The following is a 13,451-nucleotide window of genomic DNA, read 5'->3' as shown; positions in this document are numbered from 1 at the left end:
CCGATTGATTATTTACTTAGCGTACTTGTCCTTCAATGCATTGATCGGCTTTTCAAAAAAATGCCAGGAGAAAGATGCTACTGCCACAGTTAAAGTCATAACAACCAGGGCTTCGAAAACTACAGAACCTTTTAGATCGGGCACATACTGATATATTTTTCTGAAAAGCCGCACAGTAGGGTGCATTGGCCCGCTATGAAAATGGTTAAATACAAAATTATGGTAGAGATACAAGCCATAACTAATCTTACCCAGATAAATACTTACCGGATTTTCGAGAAAAGAGGCCATTAATCCATTGTACCCCATTACCGCTCTCCCTATGAGGAAAAACCCGAAAATGGAGGATATCGTTCTGTCAAATACAACAAAGGAAATGTTGAAGCGGTTGTCAAAAGATTTTGACCAGATCTGCAATAAAATCCAGCCTGCCAGCGCCAGCACTACCGGCCAGCTTTTGCCGAAAAGCTTGCTGAAAAGATCGTTTTTATAGACCTGCAACCAGGCCATCAAACCGCCTAATGCAAAGGAGTCCAGACATGCAGGCGTGCTTACATAGGTGACAATCCAGTCGTCTATACCGAAATCCTGATGCGTGTAAAAATAGTATAACCGGAACAGGATGCTCAGAACACCCATAATGCCCAATACGGGAATGAGCTTATTTTTGGGAACGAAAAATATCAGAAAAGGAAAAAACAGATACACCTGCTCTTCCACCGCGAGCGACCATAAATGGTCCATAGAACCCATCCATGTTTTGTAAACGGCCATATAGATGTTGGTGCCGTAAAGTGCCAGCCAGCCAAGCTTTTCGCGAACAGGAGGGACATTAAAGATAAAAAGCAGCAGGATCACCAGATAGTAAACCGGGAAAATCCTGATCGTCCTGCGAATCAGAAATTTGCTGAGATACTTTTTAAATCCGCCGGGAGTATCATGATTCTTGTCCCTGCTTTTCAGCAGGATACGTGAAATCAAAAAGCCACTTAATACAAAAAATATGGTCACGCCCGTCGCGCCTACGGGTACGGAGTTTACTTCAACAAAAAGATGTTCAACAAGGACCAGCGCGATCGCAATGAAGCGGATTCCGTCCAATTGAATGATATGTCCCGACGAATTTGTACGCATGGTTACCAGTTTACTCGCACTTTATTATCCTTGATCTGATTGATGGTAACCTTCTGATTTTTGAACAGAATACCAGTCCGCTCACCATCCTGGCGGATTAATGCAATATCATAAGTGCCCTTTTCCAACGGTTCCGTAAAAGGAATATCGACATAAAAGCCCCTTGAAAAGTAGTACTGTTTCAGAAACAATTCCTTGCGGCTCTTGTTCCGGCTCCGGTAGGCAGGAAAAATGTAATATCGTTTTTTCGAGCTCAATAGGATATACACCCCGCTATCCTGTAACCGCTGACTACTGAAAACGCTGTTTTCGACGGACAATAAGCCAGGGGCGGCCTTAAATGCGGTTTGGTCAAAAAGCTGAATCATGCCGCGGGAACCGCCTGCGTAGGTCTGACGATCTGCAATGGAGATTAGCGACAGCCATTTGTCATAAATGACGGGCGTTTTTTCAATGATGTTAGCAGCGAACGAAGTATCGGTTGGGTAGGCGAGGGCCTTGTCCTTGAAAGTCCAGTTGAACTGGTCTGTAACCAGCATTTTCCGCAGGTTGTAAGCTTCTACCAAGTGGTAATGATAGCTGAACACGTTGAAGGTTACGGCCAAAAATACAATGGCAGTAATGTATGGCGACAAAAACGTGCCCCGGATCGGAATAACAACGTAGAGATATGCAACGAGCAACAGCAGCACAGAATAAATCTTGTACCTGCTGGTAATCAGTGTCTCAATCCCAAAACCGGCTCTTGAGTAAACGACAATGAGCGCAGTACCGAGAATGAACAGAACTGTGCCCAGACAAAACAGATCAGTAACCCGCTCGAATTTGTTTGTGTACTTATTTCTGATAATCCTGAAAAGTGTAGTCGAAACGATCGAAACAGCGACGAAAAATAAAACGATACCCAAAAAGAAGCAGACCTGGTAATGATCGAGGACAGGAAACGATTCGGCAAAGGAGCCAAGAAACGACATGTAACCCTTGAAAAGCTGAAAAAGGGTCGCTTTGGATTCCGGGCTGTACTCCGGTTTCTGGTAGGTATAAAAGTAGGCAATTACAGCAGTGGCGCTCCATACAAGCCACAATGCAAACCGTTTGCGGTTGCCTGAAAGGAACAGGAGCAAGGCACCCAGCGGAAGTACGAGCAACCCGTTTCCACTTGTCAGTATGGTTACTACGGCCAGGCCCAGTGAGGCGATAAATGGTGCGGTTTTAGGCTTTACGCATAAAAACAGGGTCCAGAGCGTGAGCGTAACAACCCCAAAATTCTGGATCGCAGACATTCCCCAGAACATATTTTCGTGAAACGCGAGCGTAAGCCAAAGGAATGGGACAGGTACCAGCGCAAAAAGAGGCTTTTTGTTCTTTTTCAAAAGCTCATACCACAACGGGATCACTGCAAGCAGCAACAGGTTTCCCGCTATCATCAAATGCCGGTAATTGAGTGCTCCGAAAATCTTGAAATCAATCCACGTAATGAGGCGGGTCGTAGCGATCCTGTGTTCATTATGCTGCCTCATTAATGCACGAAGCTCGCCTTTCCAGTCAGTCGCCTGGCTGAATTCTATGATGAATGCTTTGAAAGTATGGTCATCCCACTTGGGGATATTGATAGCGTAGTAGTTCCAGACCGTAAAATAAATGAGGACCGGTAACAAAAGGATCAGGCTCAGAATGATCGTTAAAGCCTTTTTTGTCATGCCGGTATCATTAATTGACTCAAATGGGATAAAATAGAATCCGGATCAAGTCCTGAAATCTTCTGGTGATAGCTCTGGCTTCCGTAGCGGGCATTCGGATAACCCTCTGCCTTCAAACTTTTGAACGCGCGAGGGAAAATACCCTTTTCCAGCAGCTGAACAGACAATTGCTGCGCAAGTCCACCGGTGCTGATATGCTCCTCGGCCACCAGGATAGCGGGTGCTTTTTTGATCAGCTCGCTCAGGTCTTCATTGATTTTCAAAGGGAAATGCAATGCAGTAACTACGTTTACTTTGGACGCAAGTTCTTCGGATAGTGAAAGTGCAGAAAGTACGTTATTCGCGATCGGCCCTAACGCAAAGACGGTAATGTCGGCATGCTCAGGTTGATGAATAATCTTAAATGAACCGGTAGTAGTGCTGTTTTCAGGGGTGGTTTTTCCGGCTCCGAGGCGCAGGTAAGCCGGACGCGCATCGCGTGCAATTTGTTTCACAACATGATCTACCTCGTCAGCAAATGCAGGCACCCAGACATTGGCATTCTGCTGTCCGCTCAGGCAAGCCAGGTCTTCAATAGTATGGTGGCTGCTGCCCATAATACCATAACCATAACCACCTCCGTTTCCCACTAAAAAAACAGGCAAGTTGTTGAAACATACGTCGTTGCGGAATTGTTCCAGGCATCTGTAAACGATAAACGGCGCGATGCTGTAACAAAATACCTTATAACCTTTGTGCGCAAAACCTGCGGCCACTCCAACCATATTCTGCTCAGCGACGCCTGCATTGATAAAACGCTTGCCAAGTTTCGCCTGTAAATTTTCCAGTGCATTATAGCCAAGGTCGCCCGTGATAAAGACGATAGAATCGTCTTCCACTGCTAACTGTTCCATGGCATTTGAAAATTCTTTTCTCATTGTTGATGATGAATCAAACTGCTATTTATGATTGACTTAAAGCAAATATGAAGCTGCGAAATTATTTCGAAAAATTCAATCTTATGCCAAGTTAAATTGCTGATTAGCAAACCTTTAAAATTACTTCCTCAATTGCTTCACTAAAGCGCGAATCTCGTCGGCGGTTTTGTATGATTTGGCGCCACGGCGGATTCTGGTGCGAATGTATTTGGGTCGCTTTTTAGTTTCTTCAAATATTTTGGTGATGTATTCTCCCAAAAACGAAATTCCGAGGATTGTTAATCCGCCAAAGAATACGATCAGGACTATAATCGTGGTAACCCCGTGCGGCGTATCCCGGAAGAAGAAAAATTTGGCGAGTATCTGCCAGATTATCCCCAGAATTGAAAGCCCTGTCAGTGCAAATCCGGCATAACTCATCAGTTCCAGCGGCGCAAAACTGAATGAGAATATCGCCTTTTTCGCCCACCAGATATTCTTGGTCCAGTTATTTGTCGAAACTCCGAACATTCGTTCAGGCCTTACATAAGGAACGCCAGTTTGCTTAAAACCAACCCAGGCGCGAAGACCTCTTAAAAACTGCTCGGTTTCAGGCAGGTCCACTAATTCTTTTACAACTTTCCGATCGATCATCGAAAAATCACCCGCATCGCGTGGGATAGGAATGTAGCTGAGTCCCTGGAAAAGCTTGTAAAATGTCTTATAGAAAAAGTGGATATGCGGCTTCATTTCCCGCTGTACCCGCACACCGTAAACCACATCATTTCCTTCCATCCATTTTTCATAGAATGCAGGAATGATCTCCGGCGGATCCTGTAAATCTCCGTCCATTAAAACGACACAATCGCCCGTTGATATCTCCATTCCGCTTAGAAAGGCAGATTGAGAACCAAAGTTCCGCGAGTGACTGATCCCTACCACATTCGGGTCTTTATCGCAGATTTTATTAATTACTTCCTCCTGATTGTCCGGCGAGCTGTCATTTACAAAGATGATTTCGTACCGAACTTTCAGGTCATTAAAAGTTTTAACAAGCCGCTCGTACATGAATGGAATCGCCTGAGCGTCCTTGTAGCAAGCAATGATCGCAGTAATAACCGGATTTAACTTCGGATTTTCAAAAGCCGGGATCACCTTGTATTCGTACCGGATTTCCTCCTGCCACTGACTGTATTTCGAAAGGCCGGTTTCGAGCGAAGTACGGGCCTTCCACCCAAAATCTGCTTCAAAAGAATGCGGGTCGCCAAACCAGCCAGCCAGGTCCCATTTCCTGTTCGACATACTGCCCCATTGAGGCTGCTGTGTAATCGAGAATGTGGAGCGGGTTGTCTCGACCAGGTCGCCCATGGTCGTTTTTTTACCAGTGGCGATATTGTAAGATCTTCCGGAAGTTTCTTTGCTGACCTTCAATGCAGCGTCCAGAAATGCTTCAACACAGTCTTCAATAAAAACGAAATCGCGGCTGATATCCGGTGAAACCAGCGACGGCAGCTGCTTTTTCCGCGCGTTTTCGATCAATTTCGGAATCAGCCTGTCAGGCTCTTCCCAGTAGCCATATATTGAATATAACCTCAGGTTCAGTGTTTTGAGATCAGCTACTTTGGCATAATATTCAAGCAGATACGCAGCTGAAACCTTGGAAACGGCATAATGACTGTTCGGCTCTACACGGTCGGTTTCCTTTGGAGCTGTGCAATTGAAACCATATTCGGAGCTGCTTCCTGCGTGGATATAAACCATTTCCGGCGTACAGTTTTGCAGGATGTTGACCGTTCCTATTACATTGGTCTCGTAGGTCAGGTTAACATTACTTTGCTTGCTGTAAGCACCGTAAGCGGCCAGGTTGAATATGGTTTGCGGTTTATATTTTTCAAAAATCTCCTGAACGGAGTTATTTGAAAGGATATCGCAGTGGATGATATTTTCAAAAGGCACATCGAGCAATTTCAATCTCCATGCTTTGGTTGCATCGTGTGTTAATGCAAAACAATCCTTGCGGATCTTGAAAATGTCATTAAATAGATTGGCGCCGATGAAGCCGCTGGCCCCGAAAACGAAAATTGGACCTTTTAAACTCTCAATTTTCTCGCGGTAAACCGGTAAATGATCAAGCATTCGTTAATTCATTAAAATAGCGCTCCTTCACTTCAAGGGTTGCCTGCTCATATTGATCTTTATTCATTGGCAAGTAGTGCCACTCCAGCTTGTTTTCCATATAGGAAACGCCCTTTCCTTTTACCGTATTTGCAATAATAGCTTTTGGAAGACCATTTTTGTGGCTTTTCAGCTCATTGATCGCAATGCTGACAGAAGCCACATCATGACCGTCGAGCTCAACCGTTTCAAATCCGATCGCAGTCCATTTTTCAACAGAAGCTGTTTCGCCTAAAACCTGATCCGTGAAGCCAAAACCCTGCAGACCATTTTTGTCAATGATCATGATCAGGTTGTCCAGCTGGTTTTGTATCGCATAATGCGCTGCCTCCCAGGTAGTTCCTTCATTTGTTTCGCCGTCAGAAAGCAATGCGAAAGAATAGGTATCCTCTCCGCTTACTTTCGCGGCGTGCGCAATTCCCGTAGCAATAGGCAAACCATGGCCCAATGAGCCTGTTGCGAAAGGAATACCTTTGTATTGCCGGGGTGCAGGGTGGGCGGGAAGGGTGGTACCGTCGAGGTAAAAAGTGTCCAGCTCTTCGTCAGTAATTTCTCCCAGCGTATTCAGGCAGGCGTAGAGAGCCGCTGCTGCGTGGCCTTTGGATAAAATGAATGTATCGTCAGGTGATTTTTGAAGAAAAAGTACCGCCACCATCAGATCGATGCAGCTCAGAGAGCAGCCAATGTGGCCGGCATTTGCTTTATGGTATAATCCCAGGATTTTCAGACGAAGCTCCCCGCTTATCTGCCTCGGGTCATTGAATATCTCTTCTGCGGTCATGCGTGCTGTGTATGTCGATGTAAAAACCTGCTCACAAAATAACGGGCAAATCTGGTGTTTTAAGTGCGCAATATACGAAATCTTATTGGACGGCTCTGTAAAGGCCAGCTATTGAAGCCGACTGAAAGCCGACTGTCAGTAGCGGACACCTTTGAGATTCCCGATTTCAACAGGCTGAACCTGACCGGATCTTTTGATCCAGATACGGTCGGCTTGCAACGTGTCGAGTACCTGGACATATTGTGCGTTTTTTGGGAGATAGATATTAGTGAGCTGTGCGTCCTGAACGGAAACCGGCAGAAAGGTTTTATCCATTTCCCGCATTGCAACCAGTCTGACAGCCGGATAATAGATCGTATCGCCAGGCTGATAAGTACTTTTGATTTTCTGAGCTGCCGCGTAATAAGGATTCGGTTCCCTCGGATTTGCGAAATAGCCGTATTTAGTCGACCTATCCTGGTAAAATTCCCTCAGTCGTAGCCCGACAAATCCAAGCTGAATAAGCAGGAATCCATAAATCAGGACTTTAAACTCAATGTCAAGCTTGCGGAAATATTGTAATAGCAGGCTCAGCAAAATAATCACATAAGGAAAAGAAAACCCGGGATAGCGCTGGTTGAGACCATAGGTGTGCCCTGCCCGAAATGCCATGAAAATCAGAAAAAATGTTGGGATCAGGCCCATTAAATACAGCATCCACAACCTTTTACGCTTTTCGGGACTTGCCTGCTTATGAATATCAGGAATAAATGACAGCGCAAAAATACTGATCGAGAAAATCGTGAATTGTAATTTGTGATGGTTGTAAAAAAAGCCGGCCGCAATAATCAGCAAGAATGGAAATCTGTGGATCAACCAGCCCGGTGTATTGATTTTATGTTTAAACCTGAACCAGAAAATCAGTAAAATCCCTATTGCCAAGGCAAGCAGCACATTTCTTTTGCCCGATAGTGCATCGGTAAGACCGTTGGTGAATATGACAAGGTCAGTAAAAATAGGCAGCGCCCGCTCAAAAACGTTGGCAGGAGTGGCAGGCAATATGAGCCCGTAAGGATTATTAAAAGGGTTTGTTTCCGCCATCCTTTTATAAAGAAGGGCCTGGTCATTCAATGTGTATAAAGTATAATACCCTCCTCCGAAAGTGAGCCACCAGGCCAGGCCTGAAAGTGACAAAACTGCCGCGATCGCCATTCTGATCCAGCCTTTAATACTGCGCAGAAAGAACAATGCATAAGCGGCGTGCGCGAGTAGAACGGAGATGGTCAAAAAATGAGACAGTAATCCCAGTCCGGCCGACAGGATATAACCTGCGTAGAGCCAGAGCGTTTTTCGCGTATCGTATTTATTTTCAATGATTTGCAAAAAGAAATACGTAGCGAGCAGTGTCAGAAGGAAGGTAAGCGAATAATTGCGCGCCTGGTGACTGTATGCGACGAAAAACGGTTCAATAGCCACAATACCAGCCGCTATCAAACCTGTATTGACGCTAAAAAATCTTCTGGCAAAAAAGAAAGTCAGTGCGATGATCAGGGTACTGAAAATTACTGAAAGGGCGCGTGCCGAGAAATCGGATAACCCAAATATATCCATCCATAAATGCAGGATTACATAATAAAAGGGACTGTTCCCGATATCGCTCCGGGTAATTGCATCGTAGTAATCCTGAATGCTTTTCGGCGCCCAGAATTCTGCGGGCGTGAAGGCGCGGAGGGTAGGTATCTCGTCGTAAGTGAATGATCTGATCACGCCTACCGGCGGTTTATAATCCAGTTTCGGCGCTTTCCAGAATTCCTTAACTGCCAGTCTTTGCGTGGAATAAACTTCTTTTTGATTTGCTCCTTCGAGTACAATACCCTGGCTGACAACCATCGTACTTTTCTCGTCGAAAAAGATGCTGAAACGATCAAGGCGGTAGAACCTTAAAGCGAGGCCTGCTATTAGAATGATAGAGAAAATTAGCCAGGGGCGCAGATTTCCGCTTGTGGAGTTTTTGGACATTAGATATTAGCTGATGATTTCTGTATTCCGCTTTAAAAGCAGGCGGAAGTAACATATCCAGTTGCCGCGAAAATAAGCAAATTTCCTTTTATAGGATATTTTTTAGATTTTAAGAATTGTAAATTCAACCCTGCGGTTCCGCTGACGCGTCTGTTCGGTCGCGTTACTGGCAATAGGTCTCGCTGGTCCCCAGGCTTTTGTCTGAATACGTTTCCCCTCTATTCCTTTTGATAAAAGGTACTTTTTCACCTGCTCGACGCGGTCGGCCGATAACTTCACATTTTTTTGGACTTCACCCTGATTATCAGTGTGCCCTTCCAGCAAAATTTCCATCGCCGGGTAGGAATTCATTGTGGAAACGATCCTGTCCAGCTCCGCAAAAGAGGAAGGAACTACCTCGGAGCTGCTTTGCATGAACATTGTATTGTTAAGCCTGATTTGCTGACCAGCCTTGATCGGCTGCAGATATAAATTTTTACGGATCGTCCTGAAGGTAGAATCACCGGAAAGGTCAATATCTTCTGAAACTGGAAAATATCCCTCTGCCAAAGCGGATATTTTATAAATTTCTTTCAGTGGAAGCACTAGCCGGTATTCGCCTGTTTCTGCGTCGTAACTGGCTTTGGCGAAGGCTTCATTGCTTTCTTTGATGTCAGCAACAATGTCAGATTTGACAGGTTTCGTAGTTTGCCCCTCAAACACATTACCAGACAACACAGCCACCGGCTCCGGCTTGATCTCTGGCGACATTCTGATCCTGAAAATATCTTCCTGCCCCAGCGATTTGTCACTGGCACTGAAATAGGCATAATCGCCGGTTGCCGGAATATTGATAAATGCATCCCAGAGCGGGGAGTTGATCGCCGGTCCCAGGTTCTCAGGTTTTGACCAGTTCAGCCAGGTATCGTCAAGCCGTCGGGTAAGAAAAAGGTCTGCTTCCCCGTAACCGCTGTGGCCCTGGGACGAAAAGTAAAGTGTTTTGTTATCAAGTGCCAGAAACGGTGTGCCTTCGTCGTCTGCACTATTGATCACCGGCCCAAGGTTACGCGGCTCCGACCAGGTGTTATCTTTTTGAAGGAACGAAATATAAAGATCGCGCGAACCCTCCGTGTCTGCTCTCTGAACGGCGATAATGAGCGTGTTTTCAAAAGGTGATACTGTCAATTCCATGGAAGTAGCGTTTTCCATCAGATTGAAGATTTTCGATTCTTTTGGAAATGACCAGCCGGTTTTTGTTTTAAAAGAGCGCGAAAAACCGAAGTACATGCTGCCGTCGGGACGATATACATTGATGAGGTAAATGGTCTTTCCATCCGCAGAAATGCTCGTAACTGCATTATGGCCGGCATTATTGATTGGAGATCCGATATTGGCGGCCTTCGTCCACTGGTTTTTATCATTTAAAGTGGAAAACCATACATCCTGACTTTTCGGAGATCCTATGTTTCCTTCAAAATTGCTGCGGGTAAAAAACAATGTCTTGCCGTCGGGAGAAATGATCGGCGCTACTTCCTGGCCTTTAGTATTGATCGCGTCACCCATGTTTTCCTTTTGCGTTTTCAGATTCATTCCCTTCGTCAGGTTGATCTTTGCCTCGATAGGCGTGGTGCTCTCGGAAATACCCACTGCGTCGATCTGATTAAATCCGGACACTTTTCCTGGCTGCAATACCAGCTTTACTGCATTGATCAGCATTTCCTGTTTTGGGAAGACCCTTAACATTCGTCCGGTTACGGTCTGCTGCGCAGCTGGTGTTTCAGCAATCAGGAATTCCTTTCCGGAAGGATCATAGGCATATACCCGGACGATCGCGCCTGGGTTGAAATTTTCTGCAATAGCAATCTGTCTGGCCTGAATGGTTTTTGAAAAACCTACCTTAATCCATTCCTCGTTCCGGCCGTCGGCGTCGGCGGGTGACCATGCGCATCGACTATTGCCGAAAACGGGTAATTTGTTAGGTTCTCCCAGAATTTGCCTGGCACGAAAAGCATGTCCAAACGATTCAGGGCGATATTCGGAGGAATAACCAAGCACCTTGCTGGCCCATAATACTTCCTGGGCAAAACCGGCAGTTGAGAGAATAATCAGCAGGGAAAAAGTTAAAATTCTTTTCAATAAAATCATGGGTGCGCCAGTCCCGGCGGGGCAATTCAGTATTAAGTAATATTATTAAGAACACGGATAAATGTCAAACTTACTGTTTGGAGCCGATCAGTAAGATCCAATCCCAGCCTGGCTGCGAGTCGGGAGGTTGTACAATAGCCTCTTCTTTATTCGTGAATTTCCCGCCGTCCCACCTCCTGCCGGTGCGGGGGCTGTACCAGACAGCGCCGAATACATCTCCCTGCAACTGGTTGAGATCCAGCCTAACCGGTCGGGAAGTGGGCAGGTACAGCATCGACAGTCGCTTGTTGGAGAGCGAAACGATACCAATTTCGGATTTGTCAAGCGAGTCGATCAAAAGGTCCGGCTTATCCGGTTGCATATATTCCCAGGGGATTCCTTTGAGAATTTTCACAAGCTCGTGAATGTATTCTGCGCCATCCTTCCCGATATTGACTTTCCACGTCGGGTTGAAGTTTTTGATCGTGCTCATGTGACAGAAGCCCGCTGCTGAGCTCAGGATCGACTGGTAAGCCTGGTTTCGGATCATCACCGACTGATCCGTCATTTCTCTGGGAAATTCGGAATTTGCGATCAAAAAAGGTCTTAACGCGGCCTCCGCAGAGTTTTTTTGCCAGTTGGCCAAAGCGGCATATTCCGAGGGCGTGACTGTCGAATCGGGAATAATGAATTTGAGGTTGGAATGGTTAGGCGAGCTCTCGTTGATGTTTGTGGGGGAGCAGGTATTGAGCGAAGCCAGTATCTGTCCGTCAGAAACCGACCGTATTCCCTCCGAAATCGCTCCAAACTGTGCGGCGCTTTGGTATTCCTCCTCGCTTACGATCCAGATGATATTCGAATGTTTGGCAAATGCTTTTCCAACATAAACGCCATATTCTTTCCAGGCGGCCTCATCGTGCGCATCGAAAACGGCATTCCAGCTTTTCCGGGAAACCACTATGCCCACGACCAGATTGCGTTCTTTTGCCGCCGCTATAATCTTCTCGAAATAGTCGAAATAGGCCTTATTAGGTTTCCCGATATCGTTATTTATAAATGGGGCGGCTTTGTGGTAGTTGCGCTGTGTAGGCAACATCGGGAGGAGCTGTACCAGCAAAGTATTGAAAGACTGCGACTTTCTGATGTCCATGTACTGCACTGCATCCGTGTAACTGAGCCGCCTGAGCATTTGCCACGCAACATCTGCGACCATCAGAAACGGGACACCGTTGTTGTCCGTAATATGCCTGCCGTTTGGGCTGATTCTTAACGGAAATTTGGATGCCGATTCTTCTGCCGGTCTGACAAGACTTGTAAAGCTGAGGCAAAGACACGCGAATGTCCCGATTAAGAAAAGTGCAATACGCGTGTGACGGCTTGTTTTTTCTCGTAATAGATTCAAAGTGAGTAATTTGGAAAGACTAAGCCTAACTGGTTACTTTCAATTGTTCGATGGTCTCCGCAGGATTTGGAGAACTAAACACGAAACTGCCGGCAACCAGAATGTCAACTCCTTCCCGCACCAGCAGCGGCGCATTATCCAGATTAACGCCGCCATCCACTTCAATCTTGAATGAATAGCCAAATTTTTCACGCAGGCTATGCAGTCGTGCGATCTTTTTATAGGTATTCTGAATAAATTTTTGACCACCGAAACCCGGGTTTACCGACATGATCAGCACCAGGGAAACATCTTCCAATACATCTGTGAGCACTTCTACGGGTGTATGCGGATTCAATGCGACACCGGCCGAAAGCCCCAGTTCTTTCAGGTTCTGAATATTACGGTGCAGATGGGTGCAAGCTTCATAATGTACGGTCAGCCCCCAGGCGCCTGCTTTTTTGAATGCGTCAAAATATCGCTCCGGCCTTTCAATCATTAAATGTACATCGAGCGGCTTTTGAGCGTGCCTGTGAATTGCTTCGCAAACGGGTATCCCAAATGAAATGTTCGGCACAAAAACGCCGTCCATGATATCGACGTGTATATAATCGGCAGCGCTGGCATTCAGCATTTCGACGTCGCGTTGCAGATTCGCGAAGTCGGCGGCTAGTATCGAAGGGGCAATTTCAGCCATGAAAATCTCAAATTATTGAAAAACCATATCCGGCGAAATTAGGGAATTACTTGTTTAAAAATGGAAAAATGGCTTCTGCCTTAAAATCCAGCCCAGGAAAAACAGGCGTTTGTACCAGTTGGTCACCAGTGAAATTACCAAGAAGCTGATATTGACCCGACTGCAACGTGTAAACTTCGATGGAAGTCTTGTCAGGAAATACTATCCAGTATTCTTTTACTCCGTAACGTTCATAGATTTCCTTTTTTACCACGGTATCCATATTGCGTGAGCTTTTTGAAATAATCTCGACCACCATTTCCGGTGCACCGCGAATCCAATCCTGCATAATATGCTCTTGCCTTTTTGAAACAAATAAAATGTCAGGTTGTAAGACATTGAAGTTGTCTTCCAGAATCGTATCAAGGGGTGAAAAAAAGATCTCGCCCAGATCATTATCGTGTATATACTGCATTAATTTCCAGGCTAATCGAGCTTGAATCACCTGATGAGCGAGTTTTGGGCTAGGCGACATAACTTCCTCTCCATTGATGATTTGCGTATAAACAGGATTGTACAATACAGTCGTTTCCATTGTTCTGATGTT

Annotated in this window: 10 protein-coding genes; all 10 read right to left on the bottom strand. The window is 45.7% G+C overall.

Annotation, left to right across the window (positions count from 1 at the left end; translation table 11 throughout):
• Positions 1–12: 12 nt before the first annotated feature.
• Positions 13–1,134 (bottom strand): acyltransferase family protein, encoded by a 1,122-nt coding sequence (locus FXO21_RS03925; protein ID WP_149638865.1) that lies wholly within the window; start codon positions 1,132–1,134, stop codon positions 13–15.
• Positions 1,135–1,136: 2 nt separating this feature from the next.
• Complete coding sequence (locus FXO21_RS03920; protein ID WP_149638864.1) at positions 1,137–2,834, bottom strand: hypothetical protein; 1,698 nt, start codon at positions 2,832–2,834, stop codon at positions 1,137–1,139.
• Positions 2,831–3,751: a transketolase family protein gene (locus FXO21_RS03915; RefSeq protein WP_149638863.1), complete on the bottom strand. Its 921-nt coding sequence runs from the start codon at positions 3,749–3,751 to the stop codon at positions 2,831–2,833. Before FXO21_RS03915 ends, FXO21_RS03920 begins: the two co-directional genes overlap by 4 nt.
• 120 nt (positions 3,752–3,871) lie before the next feature.
• Positions 3,872–5,866, bottom strand: a complete 1,995-nt coding sequence (locus FXO21_RS03910; RefSeq protein ID WP_149638862.1) for an NAD-dependent epimerase/dehydratase family protein — start codon at positions 5,864–5,866, stop codon at positions 3,872–3,874.
• On the bottom strand, positions 5,859–6,686 hold the full coding sequence (locus tag FXO21_RS03905) for a transketolase (RefSeq protein ID WP_149638861.1): 828 nt from the start codon (positions 6,684–6,686) through the stop codon (positions 5,859–5,861). The genes FXO21_RS03910 and FXO21_RS03905 overlap by 8 nt, the downstream gene beginning before the upstream one ends.
• A 135-nt stretch (positions 6,687–6,821) precedes the next feature.
• Positions 6,822–8,684 (bottom strand): glycosyltransferase family 39 protein, encoded by a 1,863-nt coding sequence (locus FXO21_RS03900; RefSeq protein WP_149638860.1) that lies wholly within the window; start codon positions 8,682–8,684, stop codon positions 6,822–6,824.
• A gap of 102 nt (positions 8,685–8,786) precedes the next feature.
• Entirely contained in the window at positions 8,787–10,808 is a 2,022-nt protein-coding gene (locus FXO21_RS03895) for an OmpA family protein (protein ID WP_149638859.1), read from the bottom strand.
• Positions 10,809–10,878: 70 nt separating this feature from the next.
• Entirely contained in the window at positions 10,879–12,189 is a 1,311-nt protein-coding gene (locus tag FXO21_RS03890; RefSeq protein WP_225865561.1) for an apiosidase-like domain-containing protein, read from the bottom strand.
• 25 nt (positions 12,190–12,214) lie between these two features.
• A complete protein-coding gene (gene rpe, locus FXO21_RS03885; RefSeq protein WP_149638858.1) occupies positions 12,215–12,865 on the bottom strand; it encodes a ribulose-phosphate 3-epimerase in 651 nt (216 codons plus the stop codon).
• A gap of 46 nt (positions 12,866–12,911) precedes the next feature.
• On the bottom strand, positions 12,912–13,439 hold the full coding sequence (locus FXO21_RS03880) for a Uma2 family endonuclease (RefSeq protein ID WP_149638857.1): 528 nt from the start codon (positions 13,437–13,439) through the stop codon (positions 12,912–12,914).
• Between the last annotated feature and the right edge of the window lie 12 nt (positions 13,440–13,451).

The sequence above is a fragment of the Dyadobacter sp. UC 10 genome (genome assembly GCF_008369915.1).
In the GTDB taxonomy this organism is placed as follows: Bacteria; Bacteroidota; Bacteroidia; order Cytophagales; family Spirosomataceae; genus Dyadobacter.
This window is presented reverse-complemented; position numbering and strand designations above follow the sequence as displayed.

Coding starts and splice junctions, on each gene's coding strand:
- FXO21_RS03925 (WP_149638865.1), bottom strand. CDS start 1,134: ATGCGTACAAATTCGTCGGGACATATCATTCAATTGGACGGAATCCGC.
- FXO21_RS03920 (WP_149638864.1), bottom strand. CDS start 2,834: ATGACAAAAAAGGCTTTAACGATCATTCTGAGCCTGATCCTTTTGTTA.
- FXO21_RS03915 (WP_149638863.1), bottom strand. CDS start 3,751: ATGAGAAAAGAATTTTCAAATGCCATGGAACAGTTAGCAGTGGAAGAC.
- FXO21_RS03910 (WP_149638862.1), bottom strand. CDS start 5,866: ATGCTTGATCATTTACCGGTTTACCGCGAGAAAATTGAGAGTTTAAAA.
- FXO21_RS03905 (WP_149638861.1), bottom strand. CDS start 6,686: ATGACCGCAGAAGAGATATTCAATGACCCGAGGCAGATAAGCGGGGAG.
- FXO21_RS03900 (WP_149638860.1), bottom strand. CDS start 8,684: ATGTCCAAAAACTCCACAAGCGGAAATCTGCGCCCCTGGCTAATTTTC.
- FXO21_RS03895 (WP_149638859.1), bottom strand. CDS start 10,808: ATGATTTTATTGAAAAGAATTTTAACTTTTTCCCTGCTGATTATTCTC.
- rpe (WP_149638858.1), bottom strand. CDS start 12,865: ATGGCTGAAATTGCCCCTTCGATACTAGCCGCCGACTTCGCGAATCTG.
- FXO21_RS03880 (WP_149638857.1), bottom strand. CDS start 13,439: ATGGAAACGACTGTATTGTACAATCCTGTTTATACGCAAATCATCAAT.